Genomic DNA, 18,163 nt, shown 5'->3' with positions numbered 1-18,163 from the left:
GTTATGTCCGACGCTGCGATTTCTCATAGCGTTTGATGAGGCGGTCCCGGCGCAATCGCGTAAGGCGATGAATCCAGAAAATACCGTTGAGCTGATCTATTTCATGCTGATGGCAAACGGCGAGCAAACCTCCCGATTCATCGGTTTGCTCGTTGCCGTTCAAATCCTGATAGCGAATTTTAATGCGTGTGTGGCGCTCGACTTCGTCGACCACACCCGGCATGGACACACTGCCTTCCTGATGATGGATTTTATCGTCGGACGTCCAGAGGATCTCCGGGTTCACATAAAACTTCGGACCTGTTTCCGTAGGCAGCTCGAGAACCACCAGACGTCTTGATATGCCGATATGTGGCGCGGTGATCCCGATGCTGGGTGCCGCACGCATCGTATCGAGAAGATCGGTGCCAAGTTCCTGCAAGGCACCGTCGAACAGGGTGACTGGTTCCGCTACAATACGCAGTCGCTTATCCGGATAGTTTACGATCGGGCGGACAGTCATTTGGCCTCACATTATGCGCGGTTGCCTTTTGTAGCGGCGCGCAATCTTTTGGCCGATTTTTGCCGTGACTTGCAAACACTATCGTGGCTAGCCGTTACAATCCTCGCGCGATAACGAGACGCTGCACGTCACTAGTGCCTTCATAAATCTGGCAGACGCGAACATCGCGATAAATGCGTTCAACCGGATAATCTGCCAGATAGCCATAGCCGCCATGAATCTGGATTGCAGCCGAACAGACCTGTTCGGCCATTTCGGACGCGACGAGTTTGGCCATTGAGGCTTCTGTCAGGCAGGGCTTACCAGCTTCGCGTAGCGCGGCTGCATGGAGCACCATCTGACGGGCCGTTTCAATCTTCGTCGCCATGTCGGCGAGCCTGAAAGCGACCGCCTGATGTTCGATGATCGGCTTGCCAAATGTTATGCGCTCTTTGGCGTAACCAGACGCTGCTTCGAATGCCGCGCGCGCCATGCCGACTGATTGTGCTGCAATGCCGATACGCCCGCCTTCCAGGTTGGCAAGCGCGATCCTGTAGCCTTGACCTTCTTCGCCCAGTCGGTTTTCCACTGGAATGCGCATGTTCGAAAAGGCGAGCGCACATGTGTCCGACGAATGCTGACCGAGCTTGTGTTCGACGGAAACGACCTCGTAGCCCGGAGTGTCGGTTGGCACGATGAAAGCGGAAATGCCCTTCTTGCCCGCCGATGGATCGGTAACGGCAAACACGATCACCACACTGCCATTTTTACCCGATGTGATGAACTGCTTGGAGCCGTCGATCACATAATGATCCCCGTCGCGGCGCGCGCGGGTTTTGAGCGCGGAAGCGTCTGAACCTGCCTGTGGCTCGGTCAACGCGAACCCGCCAATCCATTCGCCGGAAGCCATCTTGGGTAGAAATCGCTGTTTCTGTTCTTCGGTGCCAAAACGCAGGATCGGGACGCAGCCGACCGATGAATGGACCGAAACGATGGTCGAGCACGCCCCATCGCCTGCCGCAATCTCTTCCAGTGCCAGCGCGTAGGCGACCGTGCCGAGATCGGAACCACCCCATTCTTCCGGCACCAGCATTCCGAGAAAGCCAAGCTCACCCATTTCGACTAGTTCTGCGCGCGGAAAAGCGTGATCCCTGTCGCGTGCGGCGGCACCTGGCGCAAGCTGCTCCTGTGCAAACTGTCGGGCGGCGTCGCGGATCTGCTCCTGGGTGTCGGTCAAGAGCATCAGATGACCCTCTCTATGCCGACGGCAGTTGCTTCACCGCCGCCAAGACAGATACCAGCCACGCCGCGCTTCAGGCCGTGGGTTTCAAGAGCTGAGAGAAGGGTGACAAGGATACGCGCACCCGATGCGCCGATAGGATGGCCGAGGGCGCAGGCACCACCGTGAATATTGACTTTGTCGTGCGGCAGGTCGAGATCGCGCATCGCAGCCATAGTAACGACTGCAAAAGCCTCATTTATCTCGAAGAGATCGACATCCTTCAAGTTCCAGCCGATTTTCGTAGAAAGTTTGTTTATGGCACCGATAGGGGCGGTGGGGTAAAGGTTTGGCTTGTCAGCATGGGTTGCATGGCCGACCAGAACCGCGCGCGGGGTGAGTCCGCGTTTTTCTGCTTCGGAGGCGCGCATGAGAACGAGGGCTGCCGCACCGTCCGAGATTGAGGAGGAGTTTGCGGCCGTCACCGTGCCGCCGTCACGAAATGCCGGGCGAAGGGTTGGAATCTTGTCAAGTTTTGCCTTGCCGGGTTGTTCATCGATGGAGATTTCGATCTCGTTGCGCCCAGCTTTCACGGTAACGGGCGTAATCTCGGCTGCGAAAAGACCATTCTTGATGGCATTTTGCGCACGTGTGAGCGAGGCAATGGCGAACTCATCCTGAGCTTCGCGAGTGAACTGATAAGCCTCCGCGCAGTCTTCGGCAAAGGTGCCCATCAGGCGACCTTTGTCGTAAGCATCTTCAAGCCCATCAAGGAACATATGGTCCAGAATCTGGCCGTGTCCCATGCGATAACCGCCACGCGCTTTGGGCAGCAGATAGGGCGAATTGGTCATGCTCTCCATGCCGCCGGATACGATCACATCGGCGGAACCGGCGAGCAGCAAATCATGCGCGAGCATGGTTGCCTTCATGCCGGAGCCGCACATCTTGTTGACCGTCGTTGCGCCGGTGGAAACCGGCAATCCGGCCTTGATTGAGGCCTGACGCGCTGGAGCCTGTCCCTGACCGGCAGGCAGGACGCAGCCCATATAGACATCCTCGACCGCTTCCGGTGCAAGGCCTGCCCCTGCAAGTGCACCACGAATGGCGGCTGCACCGAGGTCAGTTGCCTGAGCATTGGCGAAATCGCCCTGAAAGCCGCCCATGGGAGTACGGGAAGCGCCGACAATGACAATAGGATCGCTGTTGGACATGATTGTTCCTCGTTACTTTGCTGCCATGCGAAGTGCGCCGTCCAGACGGATGACTTCACCGTTGAGCATCTGGTTTTCCAAGATGTGGCGGGCAAGAGCGGCATATTCCTCCGGGCGCCCCAGTCGAGGTGGGAACGGTACTGACGCACCGAGGGCATCCTGCACTTCCTGTGGCATGCCGGCCATCATCGGCGTGGCGAAAATTCCGGGCGCGATCGTCATGACGCGGATGCCGTGACGCGCCAGTTCGCGGGCAATCGGCAAGGTCATGGCAGCAACGCCACCCTTGGAAGCAGAATAGGCGGCCTGCCCGATCTGGCCATCAAAGGCTGCAACGGACGCCGTATTGATGATGACGCCGCGTTCTCCGCCTTCGCCGGGTTCGTTCTTTGCCATGGCTTCGGCCACAAGGCGCAGCATATTGAAGGTGCCAATCAGATTGATCGAGATCGCACGTGTGAAGCTTTCCAGCTTGTGCGCACCGTCGCGACCGAGAACCTTTTCGCCCGGTGCCACGCCAGCACAATTGACGAGTACGTCGACGCGCCCGAAAGCCTCAAGGGCAGCAGTTATGGCGGCCTTGCCATCCGCATCGCTGGTGACGTCTGTGCGATGAAATTTTGCCGCCGTGCCAAGTGCCTCAGCCTGTGCTTCACCAGCTTCCGCATTCACATCGAGAAGCACGACTTTGCCACCTGCATCGACGGCCATTTTCGCAACCGCTGCCCCGAGGCCGGAGCTTGCGCCGGTAATCAGAAATACCCGATCCTTAATCTGCATATTCTTGTCCTCAGGCCTTCGTCTGTTGCTGTTTGTCGATTTCCGCCTTGCGCAGAAGGAAACGCTGGATTTTTCCGCTTGGCGTCTTGGGAAGTTCGTTCAGGAAATCGATTTCTCGCGGATAGGAATGGGCAGAGAGCCGTTTCTTCACATGCAAGGCCAGCTCATCCTTTAGTTCCTGCGTACCTTCGAAACCGGGCGCAAGGATAACGAATGCCTTCACAATTTCCGTTCGCTGCGGGTCCGGTACACCGACAACCGCCGCTTCATTCACGGCTGCATGTTCAAGGAGGGCGCTTTCGACATCGAATGGTCCGATGCGATAGCCGGAGGATGTTATAACATCATCAGCGCGACCGATGAAGCTGATCGAACCGTCCGGCTCGAATTCCACGGTATCCCCCGTGCGATAGTACCCATCGGCAATGGCTGGTGTTTCTTGTTTGTAATAACCGGAAAACCAGAGAAGTGGCGATTTCGCGATGTCTACCGCAAGAATGCCCGGCTGGTTAGGACCAAGCTCATTGCTTTGCTCATCCAAAACGGCGACGCAATAACCCGGCATTGCGTAACCGGCTGAACCGTGTCGGATGGGGTGTTCAAGACCATGATGATTATTCACGACCATGCCAAGCTCGGTCTGGCCGTAATGATCATAGATCGGCGCACCAAGATATGCGTCGAACCAGCGAATGACTTCCGGGTTGAGCGGCTCTCCAGCACTGGACACCACACGCAGGCGACCTTTGACGCGTTTCGCAGCATCTGGCCCTTCTGCCATAAGCAGACGAAACGCGGTCGGCGAACCGGCGAGGCTGGTGACACCAAGACGCTCGATGATGTCGTAGGTGCTTTCCGCTGTGAAACCACCTTCGTAAAGCGTCGTTGCCATGCCAAGCTGCAACGGACCCGTCACGGCATAATAAAGGCCATAAGCCCAACCAGGATCGGCAATATTCCAGAAAATATCGTCAGAACGCAGACCGACGGCTTCACGCATGTAGGCGCCGAATGCCATCAGCGCATAAAGTGGAACCGGCACGCCTTTGGGCAGGCCAGCGGTGCCGGAAGTCGACATCATCATGAACAGATCGCTGCCCTTGCCAAGCACCGGCGTACAATCGACCGAAGCGGAAGCGGTCGTCGCGCGAAAATCGACGTCACCTGCTGGCAGGTCTTCGCCGGACGCCAGCACGATTGCGACTTTGGGGCAGTTTTCAACCTCAGCCAGTTTGGCGCGATTGGCCGTGTTGGTGACAACCAGTTTTGCGCCGCTGGTTTTCAGGCGATGTTCGATTGCTTTCGGGCCAAAGGCGGTGAAAAGCGGCTGATAAATAGCGCCGATACGCCATGCGCCGAGAATGGTTGCAATGAGTTCCGGCGTGCGCGGCAATAGGCCTGCGACTACGTCGCCAGCGCCGACACCTGCATCTTTCAGTACATTGCCGACGCGAGCGGCCATATCGCGCAGATTCTCGAAGGTGAACTCGGAAAGTTTGCCATTGGCTGCAATGGCGCGCAGGGCGATGCGATTGTCGCCAGTATGCCGGTCACAGCATTCAACGCAGGCATTGATGCCGGTTTCAGGATTGCCGTGAAGCTTTGTAATGGCATCTTCGATGCGAAATTGCGCGACGGCATCATCATAACGCGCCAGTCGTGCTGAAACGGACGTTTCAGTCATCCAGTATAACCTCCCAGACCGCCACCTCCTCGTGGCCAACCATGCTTAAAGGTTAACCCGTCATGCATTGCAAACAATGACATTAGATGCATTAATGCATGATCGATTTTGCAATATAGAGAAATCATGGAACGCCATAACATCGCGCCGGGCTTTGTCGAGGATGCGCTCGAAAGCGTGCGTATCCGGGGGATAGATACAGCTCCTCTGATGGCGAGGATTGACCTGCCGGGAGCAGTGACGGAGCCCGTCACTAATATTGAATATGGTCGTTTGTGGTGGCTGATCGCTGAAACGATTGACGACGAATTCTTCGGACTTGCGGCAAGGCCGATGCGCCCGGGTAGCTTCAATCTGCTTTGTCATGCAGTGCTGCACGCGGGTACGCTGGAACGCGCTTTGCGGCGTGCCTTGCAGTTTCTCAATGTGGTGTTGGACGATCCGCAGGGTGAATTGCGGATCCGAGATGGCATGGCCCATGTCGTTCTGACCGATGCCGGGGCTCCGCGACCTGCCTTTGCCTATCGTGCTTACTGGCTGATCCTGATGGGTGTTGCCTGCTGGCTGATCGGGCGGCGTATTCCGTTGCGCACACTCGACTTTGCTTGTCCCGCTCCGGTTCACCGTCAGGATTATCATAAGTTCTTCGGCGCGCCGGTACTATTCGATCAACCGGTGACCAAGCTGGTTTTCTCCTCGTCTTATCTACCGCTGCCGATCATTCGCAGTGATATGGCGCTCGAAAGTTTTCTGCGCGAAGCTCCCGCCAATATTCTGATCCGCTATCGTCACGATAATGATCTTTCCGCAAGAGTACGCGCGCAATTGAATGCCTTGCCAATCACGGACTGGCCGTCATTTGAAGAAATTGCAGGCAGACTGGGCATGTCCGCGCCAACCTTACGGCGCAGGCTGCGCGGGGAGGGACAGAGTTTCGGCACGATCAAGGACGAGTTGCGTTTCGTGATTGCCGAAAGGCTTTTGCGGGAAAACAGGCTGAGTGTGGCGGAAGTGGCTGCTGAACTTGGTTACAGCGAACCGAGTGCCTTTTATCGCGCATTTCATAAATGGATGGGCCAAAGTCCGGGACGATTTCGGACCATGCAGGGAGAGGAATAAAAAATGCCGGGCTTTGGGCCCGGCATTTCATTGCTTGGGAGGCAATTCGTCAGTCTTCCTTGATCATGCTGTCCTTGCTGGTATCCCGCATACGCAGATAAACGATCAGGGAAATGCCGATCATGACGGTGACGTACCAATAAAAGCCACGCTCCCAGCCGCCGTTCTTGAAGCTCAGTGCCACATATTCGGCAGTACCACCGAAGAGAGTGTTGGCCAGCGCGTAAGGCAGGGCCACGCCAAGCGCGCGAATATGTGCCGGGAAAAGTTCCGCCTTCACCACGGCATTGATCGAGGTGTAGCCGGTGACGATGATGAGCGCACCCATGACCAGCAGACCGGCTGTTATCGGGTCACGGGTTTGTTCCAGCGTTGTGAAGATCGGATAGGTGAAAAGAACACCTGCCGCGCCAAAAGCAATCATCAATGGCTTACGGCCGATCTTGTCCGACAAAGCGCCCGCAATAGGCTGCAGACACATGAAAACGAACAATGTCACGGCATTGATCTGGCTTGCCACTTCGCGGCTGAAGCCGGAAGTATTCACCAGAAATTTCTGCATGTAGATCGAGTAGGCGTAGAATGCGAGCGTACCGCCAGCGGTCAAGAGCATGACCAGAGCCGTTTCCTTCGGATGATGCTTTATAAGCGTCCAGAAGCCGGATTTCGGAGCATCATTGGCCTTTGCATTCTTGAAGCTCTCGGTTTCCGCAAGACCGCGACGCAGCCAGAACACGACAACAGCAAGCAATGCGCCCACGAAGAACGGGATACGCCAGCCCCAGGATTCCAACGCCGGGGGTTCCATGGTCGACTGGAGCACAATCAAAAGCAGGATTGCGAGAAGCTGCCCTGAAATCAGCGTGACATACTGAAAGGAGGAGAAGAATCCGCGGCGGTCTTTGCCTGCCATTTCGGATAGATAGGTGGCACTGGCACCGTATTCACCGCCGACGGACAGGCCCTGCATCAAACGTGCAAGGACGAGAAGAGCGGGTGCTGCCAGCCCGATGGTCTGGTAATCCGGTGTAAGCGCAATAATCAACGAACCCGCGCACATCAGTGTTACCGATAGAGCCAGACCCGCCTTGCGACCCTTGCGATCAGCATAAACACCCATGACCCAGGCGCCGATGGGGCGCATGACGAAGCCAACGGCAAAGACTGCGGCGGCACTCATGAGCTGCGCGGTCTGGCTTTCCGACGGGAAGAAGTGTGGTGCAAAATAGAGCGCAAATGCTGCATAGACATACCAGTCGAACCATTCGACCAGATTGCCGGTCGAGCCGCCAATAATGGACTTCAGGCGGCTGTTGGTGCCTGGCACGTCACTCCGTTCGCTTGCAATTGAGACCATGGGTTACTCCTTCAAACTCTCGATTTTTTTTGAATTTCACCCCTTGTGTGGAACCGGATCGCGGAAACGGTTTCGGGGTGTTTTCCGTTGCCATCAACTCGGCTCTCCGCACCCTCTTGGGCCTGTGCGATAAGTCTTGTGTTGGCGCTGGTGAATAATGTCAGCCGTACTTCGGCTTAGCTTCGAGCACGCAATAAGCTGATCTCTGTGAGTGGCCCAGAGTTGGTTGCAATGCTTGGGCTATATCGATGTTGCATGGCTAAGTTCCTCCCTTCGAAACTCCCTTTTCGAAGTGGTGCTAAGATGCTGTAGCGAAGCATTGATCGCCAGAGAGAGGGAGCAAAAATATCAAGCCATTGAAATAAAAGTAATTTTGGCACATTCCGTCACATTCTCTTGTATATTTTGTGCAAGAATCTGCGTGACTCTTCAATTAACTTTGCATAAATCAGCACAAATGATGGTGCCCTCGAAAATTGCAAAACTCTTTTTGGTTGCCCTTGTTTTCTTGCTGGCAATCGGTGTGTGGTTTTCCGCCCGGCTATGGGCTGAAAGCGGGGCGCTTGATGGTCTCCGACAGGACGCGACGCTTATAGCGCGCCAGCAGACCCGTCTCATCGACAGTGAATTGGCGAAGTTCCGGTTATTGCCTGTCGTTTTAAAGGAGTATAGCGATCTGCGTGACGTGCTCGCGGGCGGTTCGCTAGAGGCGACAGCACGTCTCAATCAGAAGCTGGAGCTTCTCGCGCATCAGGTCGGGTCGCCAATCATCTATGTGATAGCTCGCGACGGTACTGTTATTGCGTCATCGAACGCCGATACGCCGGAAAGCTTTGTCGGCCGCAATTACGCTTTCCGTCCTTATTTCAAGGGCGCAATGGCCGCAGGTTCGGCAGAATATTATGCCATGGGCGATTTGAGCGGTCGCTTTGGCCTCTTCCTGGCACGCCGTATTGGCGATCAGGCCTATCCGGTTGGTGTGGTCGTTATCAAATTCGAGTTCCACAGGCTGGTGCAGACATGGTCGAACGATCCCGGTCAAACCTTCGTCGTCGATCCTCGCGGGATCATACTTGCCTCCACAGACAAGATTGAAGACCTTCGTTCCTTTCAGCTGATCTCAACATCAGAACGTGCAAAGATCGTAGAGAGCGGGCAGTTCAATGCTGCGGATATGAAACCGAGCAATTATCGCTTTGCAACAGATGGGATGATTATTGGGCCCTCCGACCAATATTCAGTCGCTGTCGATGAACCAATTGCTGAAACAGCATTGAAACTGGTTCATACGGTACCAACTGCACCAGCGCTACGTGCCGCAAACGATCTCGCGCGCCTGATCGCGGTGGTGGCAACACTCGTTTTTGTCGTAATTGCCGGTTCAGTTTATTGGCGAGTGGGTCGTGCGGCGCGCGCTGAGGCCTATCGTACCGAACTTGAGGCCGCAGTTGAAGAACGAACGGCTGCGTTGAGCGCAGAAATGACGGAACGCGAACTGGCCGACAAACGATTCCGCGATGCGCGGGAGGAACTGGCACAGGCAAACAGGCTCGCATCTCTTGGATCGATCACCGCAGGGCTGGTGCACGAGATCAACCAGCCGGTTGCGACCATTCGGACACTCGCCGAAAACGCACAGCATCATCTCGCGAATGGCAAGCTCGACAAGGTTGCCGATAATCTCAATACATCTGTGGAACTGACGGTACGGATCGGTTCGATCACACAGGAAATGCGCCGATTTGCACGTCGTCGCGGTAGTATTGTTCGACCGCTCCCACTGAATGAGTTGGTGGATGGCACGATGCTACTTATGGGAGATCGGTTTCGTAATGCCAATGTTCGACTGGATATACCGGGGCGGTCCGACATGGTGATATTCGCATGCCGTGTTCGATCGGAGCAGGTCCTGGTGAATTTGCTGCAGAATGCTCTGGATGCGGTGATAAACAGCAACAATCCGTGCGTTTCATTTACCGTCCGCGAGGAAGGCGATCAGGTTTCCCTTATCGTCGACGACAACGGGCCAGGCATTGATCCCCAACTGGGCGATGAGATATTCAGCCCTTTTGTAACAGGAAAGGCGGACGGTCTCGGTCTGGGTCTCGGCATCGCAAGAGACCTCATGGCCGAACTGGAAGGAACGTTGCGTGTCGTTCCATCGCAGCTCGGCGGCGCGGCTTTTGCTGCCACTTTGAAGCGGGTAAACAAAGGAAACGGCCATGACGGAGAGTGAACCTTTACGGGTTATGCTGGTCGATGACGATGTTGCGTTTCGAACGGCCTTGGCCGATTCATTTGAGATCGCTGGTCTCGATATCGAAACGCATGGCGACGGTCAGTCCGCTTTGACCAGTTTGACGCCTGATTATCCGGGCATCGTTGTGACTGATATCCGCATGCCGCGCGTCGATGGACATGCGATGATGGAAGTACTGCTGGCGCGTGACCCGGAACTGCCGGTCATCTTGATGACGGGGCATGGTGACATCGGAATAGCTGTGGCATCGCTCAAAAAAGGAGCGTTCGATTTCATCGCCAAACCATTTGCCGCCGATCATCTGATGTCAAGTGTGCGTCGTGCGCTGGAAATGCGCCGATTGGTACTGGAAAACCGCCGTCTTCGCCGGGCCGCGGCTGAGGCCGAGCAGGATTATCCCTTGCTTGGTGAAACCCCGGTGATGATGCGGTTACGTGACACGATCCGCCAGCTTGCCAGCGTCGATGTCGATGTACTCATCGAAGGCGAAACCGGGACAGGCAAGGAGTTGGTGGCCCGTCTCCTGCATCGCTGGAGTGCGCGTCACGCTCGCAGTTTTGTCGCCATCGATTGTGCGGCTTTGCCCGACACGATCGCGGACGAAGTTCTGTTCGGCAGTCGTATCCAGCGTGGGCGAATAGTCGATGCCGATCGGGGCACACTGTTTCTTGATGAGATAGACAGTATGTCGCCATCCGTTCAGGGCAAGCTTCTCCGGGTTGTCGAAGAGCGTGAGCTGCCGTCGTTTTCAGGAGAACCGCGCGCAGTTAATCTGAGAATCGTCGCTGCTGCGAAAGGTAATCTGGAAGAAGCCGTGTCTGCGGGTCGTTTTCGTTCCGATCTGCTTTATCGCCTTGAAACAGTTAGATTGCGGGTTCCTCCGCTGCGTGAGCGGCGCAAGGATATCGGTTTGCTTTTTTCCTATTTTCTTGATGAAGCAGCAGCCCAGTTTGGGCAGCCCCGGCCTTCTATCGACGCTGCGATGGAAGCGCGGCTGAAATCAGACGAATGGTCAGGAAATGTCCGGGAATTGCGCAATTATGCCAAGCAGATCGTGTTGGGACTAGGACAAGAGCCCGTCAGCGAGCCCAGCCCGCTTTCACTGTCGGAGCAACTTGACCATTTTGAAGATAGCGTTATTCGCGCGACATTGGATCGGTGCAACGGTGACGTGGGGGCTGCTGCCGTTCTATTGCAGTTACCGCGCCGAAGCCTTTACGCCCGTTTGCAAAAGCTCGTTATTGATGCATCGACTTTCAGGAAGCGCGATTAGTGTTTTCATTCCGGGTCTGGTCTGGTAGCGATGCCACTGATGCCGCTGATATTGACGCCAAGTTTTTCCGCCGGCCGGCGGCGTGGCAATGAGGATGTGATGGCTACCCCCCTTGATAAAACACATATCCGCCCCCTGCCGGTCTTTGCCGGTATGGATGATGCAAGTTTTGACCAGTTTCTTAGCCAGTCTACACAGCGTATCGTGCCCAAGGGAGCCGCCGTCTTCAATCAAGGCGACGATGCAAGCCATTTCTATGTATTGCTACGCGGACGACTGAAAGTCATGCAAGTTACAGTGGATGGCCAACAGATTATCGTGCGGGTTGTCAATCCTGGAGAGCTTTTCGGCTTCGCGGTGGCGCTGGGACGCGAGGATTATCCAGGCACGCCTTTGGCTGCTGTCGATAGTTTGGTGTTAGCCTGGCCGATGGAAATGATGACCGATTTCATGGCGCGCAGTCCAGCACTTGCCGTCAATACGATGCAGATAATCGGGCGTAGACTGGACGCAGCACATAACCGCATCAGGGAAATCTCGACGCAGGAAGTCGAACCACGTGTTGCTCATGCAGTGTTGAGGCTGGTCGGTGAAGCAGGGGTAAAAGAAAGCGGCGGCGTGCGTATCGATTTTCCTGTTTCGCGACAGGATATCGCTGAATTGACCGGGACAACCTTGCATACGGTATCGCGTATCATCAGCCAGTGGCAGGCCAAAGGCTGGGTTGAAGGTGGCAGGCAATCATTGCTTGTTCGCGACCTCCGACATCTGAGATCGATAGCCGAAGGCGAAAGCTAGAGCGCACCTCGAAAAGTGTGAAACGGTCTTCGGATAAGATACGCGTTAAAACAATATTATGATTATGAGCGCCGATCTGATTCAATCAGATCGAAACGCGATCCAGATTATGTCTTCTGAAAGTGGAAACTGCCTGTATCTAGTTTGCAGCAATTGAACGCTGACGGCTAATCCAGGCCGCCCCAATATTCCCGTGCAGGAATCCATTCGAGAGCGGCACGCTCGGATAGACCGCGCGCAAGCGTGCTATCCCCTCGTCGGGACTGATAAGCCGGTTCAGCACCTCGGTATGTATATGAGCGATTTCCACCATATCGCAATCCTGCGGCGATAGTCTGAAACGTCTGATTCCCGCTTCCTGCAGATCAGGCAAATCCTCAAGCAGGGACTGACAGGTATGTGAGAGGGTCTGTACGCCGTTCAGTGCCAGGAAAGGTTGGCTGTCCAGTGTTTTGACCGGCAATCCGTCCGGCTCTTCGCCGCAGACGAACTGGCAATTGTCCTTTATATGTCCTTTGGACCGTGCATGCGCGCAACGGGCCGAAATGGCTAGCGGCACGCGTCCGAACGTGAATATTTCAAAGGCAATATCAGGTGCGGCTTTGACGATCTCGCATATCGAGCTGAGCGGTAGTTCTGGCGGGAGGCAGATCGATTGCGCGCCGCGTGCTGCAAGAACTTTCGCGGTAGCGGCATTGTAAACGTTGACCAGCGGGCCGATTGTGTGCGGCGTGCCGGACAAAAGCCCCAGCGCCGATAGATCGTTTGCTTCCACCGGCAGCGTAGCTTCCTTGATCGTTTGACGGACCTGCTTGGCTTCCCTTTCAAGCATGACAAGTGCCAGTGAGCCGAGGCTTACTGTTTTTCCTGCGCGCTGCAGTCGCTCAATTACTGTGTCCATATAAGGTGTCAGGAAGTGGAACCGTTTGGAGCATACGATTTCACCTACGGTAACATTGTCGACGGGGGCTTCATCGGCGATGCGGAAATAAAAATCCCGCCATTTTGGGCCATTCCACAGAAAGAGTACGGGACCGAGGCTGAGGCTGTCTGCTGACATATCTATCTCCAGCGTTTATCGTATGCGCCTGAAGTCGTCTGCTGGCCTTCACTCAGCAGACGGAGGCGGGACAGCAAGGCAGCGCGGCTTTCAGGGCTTGCCGCGAGTGTCTGGCGAAGTGTGGAGACGACCTCGCCAACATAAGCCTTGCCACGCTGGCGACCTTCAATCTTGAGCGCCGAGACCCCCGCTGCTCGTAACTCATCTATATGGTTCATGACGTCCAGCGAAACCGGGTCTTCGAATGCATAACCTTGCTCATCTGCAATATTGAACCGGCCTTTACAGAGTGTCGGATAGCCGGTGGGCTCGCCCACTGGAAAACGATTGATCGTATAGTCACCGAGTTCGGAAACGAGTTCCTGTCCGTCCTGGCGGTAGCGGACATGGCTTGCCGGCGAACAAACGCCGTTCATGTTAGGTGATCTGCCTGTGGCATAAGAAGACAGGGAACATCGTCCTTCTGCCATCACGCACAAGCCACCGAATACGAAAACTTCCATTTCGCAATCGATCTTGCGGCCAAGTTTTGCGATATCTGCAATGGTCAGAACGCGTGGCAACACGACACGCTTTGCCTTGAATGCATCGACCAGAAACTGAATTGCATCGGAATTGGAAGCGGAAGCTTGTACGGATACATGAAGCCGCTGCGTGGGATGTTTCTCGGCCGTATAGGCCATTAAACCGAAATCGGCGAGGATAACCGCGTCTGCGCCGAGGGCAGAGGCATCATCCACAGCCTGATACCAAATCTGTTCGTCGCCCGCGCGCATGAACGTGTTGATGGCCACAAAAACCTGTGTTTTGCGAGCGTGAGCGAACTGGATCGCATCGTGCAGTTCGTCACGATTGAAGTTAAGTCCGGGAAAGTTGCGCGCATTCGTTTCGTCGCGAAATCCACAATAGACAGCATCCGCTCCCGCGCCTACCGCTTCGCGCAAGGCCGACGGCGTGCCTGCAGGACAAATCAGTTCCATCCGGTAGATTCCTTGCCCAAGGCTTTGCTGCGTACGTAATTTGCGATGCCACGCACCACCGGGCCAAACGGTCCGACACTTGTGCCGAGGTCGGATGGAAGGTCGATGTTACAGTCATCCAGTGCATTGCGAAGCGCCAGCATGGCCTCCATGTCACCCGTCACGGTAATATCTCGGGAGAAGAACAGTGCATCCCCGTCAAGCTTACCTTCGAGAAGTGCGAGCAACATAACCAGCGGGCCTTCGATACCTGCGTCGACTTCCGTGACTTCATCGTCGCGCAAGATTGTGATGCGCGGTTTATCCGGCTCGATCACGAAGGCGAATGGTATATCGCAGGGGCGAAAACGGAAACGCTTCGTCGCATAATCTCCGAGACGTTCGAACAGACCTGGATGTGCGCGCATCACCTGAAGGAAAATGCGCGAGACAAAAGGGGCGATCAGAAACGGCGGAACAAGCCGGACTGGAACAGCCACAGCCGGAGGTATTTTCATCATCACTCCGCTCCGATGAGCTTTACAAGATGATTTTAGAATTATGCGATTCAATAAGCGGACAGTTTGATTCAGATCAAAGACGGCGAAAGAATTCGATATTCAAAAGTCGGGGATGAAAACGTCTTCTTCTTCTCTGCCGCACTACGACTGCCTGCAAAGCTTTTTGTCGGAACTTGAACGCCGTAACGATCTTGTCAGGATCAAGCGTCCGGTGTCGCTTGTTCAGGAGATAACGGAGATCCACAAGCGTGTGCTCGAGATGGATGGTCCGGCATTGTTCTTTGAGCAACCGGTCGATGCCGATGGTCGTCATCATTCGATGCCTCTGGTGGCCAATCTTTTCGGGTCCGAACGGCGGATTGCATTGGGCTTTGGATGTTCTGCCGATGGAATTTCCGACCTGGCCAATATGCTGGCGGAATTGCGGGCACCAACGCCGCCGCGTTCAGCGGGCGAAATATGGAGCAAGCTGCCTCTGGCAAAAGCTGCGTTGAATATGCGGCTTCGTCACGTGCGATGCGCATCTGTACAGGCAACGATACTGGAAGGCGAAGATGTCAATCTCGATTTACTGCCGATCCAGTGGTGCTGGCCGGGAGAGCCCGCACCGCTTGTTACATGGCCGCTGATCATAACGCGGGCACCGGATGATCCATCGGACATAAATGTTGGCATTTACCGAATGCAGAAGCTTGGTCCGGACAGGCTGATCATGCGTTGGCTCGCTCATCGTGGCGGTGCACGCCATCACCGTATGTGGCAAAGGCGAGGGGAGGATATGCCTGTTGCAGTGGCTATCGGAGCCGATCCGGCGACGATTCTTTCCGCCGTCATGCCCCTGCCTGAAGGAATGAGCGAGCTTGCTTTCTCTGGACTGCTTGCCGGGCGCAGACTATCCGTGGTCGATGCGCGTACTGTGCCATTGGCCGTACCGGCCAACGCTGAAATTATTCTTGAAGGGCGAGTTTCCGCATCAGTCACCGCGCCAGAGGGCCCGTATGGCGATCACACCGGCTACTATAACAGTGTCGAGGATTTCCCGGTCATTCAAGTGACCGCGATGACCATGCGGAAGAATCCGGTTTATCTCTCCACCTATACCGGTCGTCCACCGGACGAACCAGCCAGACTTGGCGAGGTGATGAATGAGCTGTTCGTGCCGATAGTGCGAAAACAGTTCCCGGAAATTGCAGATTTGTGGCTTCCTCCGGCGGCATGTTCTTATCGTGCAATGGTGGTTTCGATCGATAAGCGCTATCCCGGTCAGGCGCGGCGGGTCATGATGGGGCTTTGGTCGATGCTACCGCAATTCAGTTATACGAAACTTATAATCGCAGTCGATCCGGACATAAATGTCCGCAACTGGGATGATGTGATGTGGGCCGTTTCCACCCGTTTCGATGCGAGTCGCGATGTCGTTACACTTGCTGATACGCCGGTGGATTATCTCGATTTTGCATCGCCGCGTTCGGGCTTGGGCGGAAAGCTGGGCCTTGATGCGACCAACAAGATCGGTGCCGAAACCGAACGGGAATGGGGCACGGTGTTGGGTATGAGTGATGATGTTATAGCACGCGTGGATGCGATGTGGCACGAGCTTGGGTTAGACAAGGGAAAAATGCAATGAAACGGGTCGTTGTCGGTATTTCCGGCGCATCAGGCGCCCTTATCCCGCTCAAACTGCTGGAGCAGCTTTCATCTTTGAATGACGTCGAAACCCATCTTGTCGTATCGGATGCCGCGCAACAGACGTTGCGGCACGAGTTGGGTCCTGACGGTTATGCGCTTCTACATCGGCTGGTGCACAGAAGTTATTCCGTCAGTGACATCGGTGCTCTGATCGCGAGCGGATCAGTCGCAACTGCGGGTATGATCGTTGCGCCATGCTCCATGCGCACGCTCGCGGCGATTGCAACAGGCCATAGCGACAGTCTCCTGACCCGTGCTGCCGATGTTCATTTGAAGGAACGGCGCAGGCTGATCCTGATCGCAAGGGAAACACCATTGCATCTGGTTCATTTGCGCAATATGTGCACGGTGACAGAAATGGGTGCAATTGTAATGCCGCCTGTTCCGGCCTTCTATTTCAAACCGCAGTCGGTCGACGAAGTGGCCAATCAGATCGCGGCCCGAGCCATCGATCTGATTGGTGTTGGCGAAAAGAAATCGGAAAGCTGGGCAGGAATATCCGGCAATCGATAGCAATAATGCGGCTTTACGCGAAAGGTTCGGTTGGGCCCTTTGCCGGTTGGGTGAACCATTTCGGTCCGGTTGCCGTCATATGGATATGATCTTCCAGACGAATGCCGAACTTGTCAGGAACCACAATCATAGGCTCGTTGGAAAAGCACATGCCTTCAGCGAGCGGGAGCGAATTACCGCGGACGATATAAGGGGCCTCGTGAATCTCCAGACCAAGGCCGTGACCGGCCCGATGCGGAAGGCCCGGTAACGCGTAATCTGGTCCCAATCCATGTTTCACAAGTGTAGTGCGAGCGGCCTCATCGAGTGTTGAGCAAGCCGCGCCGAGCTTCGCAGTGTCGAAAACTGCTTGTTGCGCTTCGCGTTCGATTGTCCATATGCGCGAAAACTCTGCACCAGGCTCTTCCAGCATGTAGGTGCGTGTGAGATCCGAATGATAGCCATCGATGCGGCATCCGGTATCCACAAGGATAACGTCGTCTGGCTGATAGAATTGCTCCCCATCTGCGCCATGCGGCAGCGAAGTCGCCGCCCCGAAAGAGACAATGCAGAATGTCGACCCGCCGGTAGCGCCGAGCGCGCGGTGCTGCTCATCAATGAAGCGCACCACTTCGCTTGCCGCGATGCCAGGCTTGATCAGCGCATGCGCCCGGCGATGAACTTCAAGCGTCAGATCCATCGCGTACTGAATAATTGCAATTTCGTTGGCTGATTTGCAGAGGCGCTGTTCCCGGATCAATTCTCCGCCGTCGAGCAGACGCTCAGGAGCGATTTCATGCTTGAGAGCGTTGTAGACGAACAGCGGGACGGCATCGTCTACAGCAAGCGTGACACCTTCCGGAATGAATGATGCTATCAGTGCAGCGCTGCTCTCTTCTTCCTGCCATACACGGATTTCTCCCGGTAGGTGCGGTAGGCTCTCGACACGGCTCTGTTCAAAACCGGGTACGATATAAATAACTTCCGACGGTGTGACGAGGGCACCCAGAAAACGTTCACTGATATGCCAGACAAGCCCGGTGTAATAACGCAAGCTCGCGGTCGGTCCGAGCAGAAGGCCGCCAATACCGCGCTCGCTCAGCTTGTTTTGCAACAGTGCCAATCGCTCAAGGCGTTCTTCTTGTTCGATTCGCGGAGAAGATGACGGTGAAGTCATTATGCATACCTTTGTGATCTTGTTTCAGTGCAAAGCCTGCGCTTGAACACGGTTCGTTTCTCTGCAGATATATCACGACT

General features: G+C 55.3%; 16 protein-coding genes. 6 read left to right on the top strand and 10 right to left on the bottom strand.

The genetic code is table 11. From position 1 onward, the window contains the following. Nucleotide 1 precedes the first annotated feature (1 nt). The 5 genes from ACYSN1_RS12155 to ACYSN1_RS12135 all read right to left on the bottom strand — a co-directional run bounded on the left by ACYSN1_RS12155 (nucleotide 2) and on the right by ACYSN1_RS12135 (nucleotide 5,378). Nucleotides 2-502, bottom strand: coding sequence for a peptide deformylase (locus ACYSN1_RS12155; RefSeq protein ID WP_461725916.1), 501 nt, complete (start codon nucleotides 500-502; stop codon nucleotides 2-4). A gap of 94 nt (nucleotides 503-596) precedes the next feature. Continuing rightward, nucleotides 597-1,724 (bottom strand): acyl-CoA dehydrogenase family protein, encoded by a 1,128-nt coding sequence (locus ACYSN1_RS12150; protein WP_461725915.1) that lies wholly within the window; start codon nucleotides 1,722-1,724, stop codon nucleotides 597-599. Continuing rightward, complete coding sequence (locus tag ACYSN1_RS12145) at nucleotides 1,724-2,914, bottom strand: acetyl-CoA C-acyltransferase (RefSeq protein ID WP_461725914.1); 1,191 nt, start codon at nucleotides 2,912-2,914, stop codon at nucleotides 1,724-1,726. The genes ACYSN1_RS12150 and ACYSN1_RS12145 overlap by 1 nt, the downstream gene beginning before the upstream one ends. A gap of 12 nt (nucleotides 2,915-2,926) precedes the next feature. Beyond that, nucleotides 2,927-3,694 (bottom strand): 3-hydroxyacyl-CoA dehydrogenase, encoded by a 768-nt coding sequence (locus tag ACYSN1_RS12140; RefSeq protein WP_461725913.1) that lies wholly within the window; start codon nucleotides 3,692-3,694, stop codon nucleotides 2,927-2,929. A gap of 10 nt (nucleotides 3,695-3,704) precedes the next feature. Next, the gene (locus ACYSN1_RS12135) at nucleotides 3,705-5,378 is read right to left on the bottom strand and encodes an acyl-CoA synthetase (protein ID WP_461725912.1); all 1,674 of its coding nucleotides are present in this window, start codon (nucleotides 5,376-5,378) and stop codon (nucleotides 3,705-3,707) included. Nucleotides 5,379-5,504: 126 nt separating this feature from the next. On the opposite strand from ACYSN1_RS12135, the gene ACYSN1_RS12130 reads away from it, so the two are divergent. After that, nucleotides 5,505-6,497 carry an AraC family transcriptional regulator gene (locus tag ACYSN1_RS12130; RefSeq protein WP_461725911.1) on the top strand — a complete coding sequence of 331 codons (993 nt, stop codon included), beginning with the start codon at nucleotides 5,505-5,507 and terminating at the stop codon, nucleotides 6,495-6,497. A gap of 49 nt (nucleotides 6,498-6,546) precedes the next feature. Here ACYSN1_RS12130 and ACYSN1_RS12125 read toward each other — a convergent pair whose 3' ends face one another. Next, complete coding sequence (locus tag ACYSN1_RS12125) at nucleotides 6,547-7,854, bottom strand: MFS transporter (protein WP_461725910.1); 1,308 nt, start codon at nucleotides 7,852-7,854, stop codon at nucleotides 6,547-6,549. A 457-nt stretch (nucleotides 7,855-8,311) separates the two neighbouring features. On the opposite strand from ACYSN1_RS12125, the gene ACYSN1_RS12120 reads away from it, so the two are divergent. The 3 genes from ACYSN1_RS12120 to ACYSN1_RS12110 all read left to right on the top strand — a co-directional run bounded on the left by ACYSN1_RS12120 (nucleotide 8,312) and on the right by ACYSN1_RS12110 (nucleotide 12,185). Next, on the top strand, nucleotides 8,312-10,090 hold the full coding sequence (locus ACYSN1_RS12120) for a sensor histidine kinase (RefSeq protein WP_461725909.1): 1,779 nt from the start codon (nucleotides 8,312-8,314) through the stop codon (nucleotides 10,088-10,090). Then, nucleotides 10,077-11,387, top strand: a complete 1,311-nt coding sequence (locus tag ACYSN1_RS12115; RefSeq protein ID WP_461725908.1) for a sigma-54-dependent transcriptional regulator — start codon at nucleotides 10,077-10,079, stop codon at nucleotides 11,385-11,387. The genes ACYSN1_RS12120 and ACYSN1_RS12115 overlap by 14 nt, the downstream gene beginning before the upstream one ends. Before the next feature lie 99 nt (nucleotides 11,388-11,486). Next, entirely contained in the window at nucleotides 11,487-12,185 is a 699-nt protein-coding gene (locus ACYSN1_RS12110; protein ID WP_461725907.1) for a Crp/Fnr family transcriptional regulator, read from the top strand. Nucleotides 12,186-12,324: 139 nt separating this feature from the next. On the opposite strand, the gene ubiV is transcribed toward ACYSN1_RS12110, so the two are convergent. Genes ubiV through ubiT form a run of 3 tightly spaced genes read right to left on the bottom strand, consistent with a single transcriptional unit; the run spans nucleotide 12,325 to nucleotide 14,725 of the window. Beyond that, a complete protein-coding gene (ubiV, locus tag ACYSN1_RS12105; protein WP_461725906.1) occupies nucleotides 12,325-13,245 on the bottom strand; it encodes a ubiquinone anaerobic biosynthesis protein UbiV in 921 nt (306 codons plus the stop codon). Nucleotides 13,246-13,247: 2 nt separating this feature from the next. Next, nucleotides 13,248-14,225, bottom strand: coding sequence for a ubiquinone anaerobic biosynthesis protein UbiU (gene ubiU, locus ACYSN1_RS12100; protein ID WP_461725905.1), 978 nt, complete (start codon nucleotides 14,223-14,225; stop codon nucleotides 13,248-13,250). Beyond that, nucleotides 14,216-14,725: a ubiquinone anaerobic biosynthesis accessory factor UbiT gene (gene ubiT, locus ACYSN1_RS12095; RefSeq protein WP_461725904.1), complete on the bottom strand. Its 510-nt coding sequence runs from the start codon at nucleotides 14,723-14,725 to the stop codon at nucleotides 14,216-14,218. The genes ubiU and ubiT overlap by 10 nt, the downstream gene beginning before the upstream one ends. A gap of 112 nt (nucleotides 14,726-14,837) precedes the next feature. Between ubiT and ACYSN1_RS12090 the strand changes: the two genes are divergently transcribed. After that, on the top strand, nucleotides 14,838-16,352 hold the full coding sequence (locus ACYSN1_RS12090) for a UbiD family decarboxylase (protein ID WP_461725903.1): 1,515 nt from the start codon (nucleotides 14,838-14,840) through the stop codon (nucleotides 16,350-16,352). After that, a complete protein-coding gene (locus ACYSN1_RS12085; protein WP_461725902.1) occupies nucleotides 16,349-16,927 on the top strand; it encodes a UbiX family flavin prenyltransferase in 579 nt (192 codons plus the stop codon). Before ACYSN1_RS12090 ends, ACYSN1_RS12085 begins: the two co-directional genes overlap by 4 nt. A gap of 13 nt (nucleotides 16,928-16,940) precedes the next feature. On the opposite strand, the gene ACYSN1_RS12080 is transcribed toward ACYSN1_RS12085, so the two are convergent. Next, entirely contained in the window at nucleotides 16,941-18,083 is a 1,143-nt protein-coding gene (locus ACYSN1_RS12080) for a M24 family metallopeptidase (RefSeq protein WP_461725901.1), read from the bottom strand. Nucleotides 18,084-18,163 lie beyond the last annotated feature (80 nt).

Source organism: Brucella sp. LJL56, assembly GCF_054871705.1.
This window is presented reverse-complemented; position numbering and strand designations above follow the sequence as displayed.

Coding starts and splice junctions, on each gene's coding strand:
- ACYSN1_RS12135 (WP_461725912.1), bottom strand. CDS start 5,378: ATGACTGAAACGTCCGTTTCAGCACGACTGGCGCGTTATGATGATGCC.
- ACYSN1_RS12130 (WP_461725911.1), top strand. CDS start 5,505: ATGGAACGCCATAACATCGCGCCGGGCTTTGTCGAGGATGCGCTCGAA.
- ACYSN1_RS12120 (WP_461725909.1), top strand. CDS start 8,312: ATGATGGTGCCCTCGAAAATTGCAAAACTCTTTTTGGTTGCCCTTGTT.
- ACYSN1_RS12125 (WP_461725910.1), bottom strand. CDS start 7,854: ATGGTCTCAATTGCAAGCGAACGGAGTGACGTGCCAGGCACCAACAGC.
- ACYSN1_RS12085 (WP_461725902.1), top strand. CDS start 16,349: ATGAAACGGGTCGTTGTCGGTATTTCCGGCGCATCAGGCGCCCTTATC.
- ACYSN1_RS12150 (WP_461725915.1), bottom strand. CDS start 1,724: ATGCTCTTGACCGACACCCAGGAGCAGATCCGCGACGCCGCCCGACAG.
- ubiV (WP_461725906.1), bottom strand. CDS start 13,245: ATGTCAGCAGACAGCCTCAGCCTCGGTCCCGTACTCTTTCTGTGGAAT.
- ACYSN1_RS12140 (WP_461725913.1), bottom strand. CDS start 3,694: ATGCAGATTAAGGATCGGGTATTTCTGATTACCGGCGCAAGCTCCGGC.
- ACYSN1_RS12080 (WP_461725901.1), bottom strand. CDS start 18,083: ATGACTTCACCGTCATCTTCTCCGCGAATCGAACAAGAAGAACGCCTT.
- ACYSN1_RS12110 (WP_461725907.1), top strand. CDS start 11,487: ATGGCTACCCCCCTTGATAAAACACATATCCGCCCCCTGCCGGTCTTT.
- ACYSN1_RS12090 (WP_461725903.1), top strand. CDS start 14,838: ATGAAAACGTCTTCTTCTTCTCTGCCGCACTACGACTGCCTGCAAAGC.
- ACYSN1_RS12155 (WP_461725916.1), bottom strand. CDS start 502: ATGACTGTCCGCCCGATCGTAAACTATCCGGATAAGCGACTGCGTATT.
- ubiT (WP_461725904.1), bottom strand. CDS start 14,725: ATGATGAAAATACCTCCGGCTGTGGCTGTTCCAGTCCGGCTTGTTCCG.
- ACYSN1_RS12145 (WP_461725914.1), bottom strand. CDS start 2,914: ATGTCCAACAGCGATCCTATTGTCATTGTCGGCGCTTCCCGTACTCCC.
- ACYSN1_RS12115 (WP_461725908.1), top strand. CDS start 10,077: ATGACGGAGAGTGAACCTTTACGGGTTATGCTGGTCGATGACGATGTT.
- ubiU (WP_461725905.1), bottom strand. CDS start 14,225: ATGGAACTGATTTGTCCTGCAGGCACGCCGTCGGCCTTGCGCGAAGCG.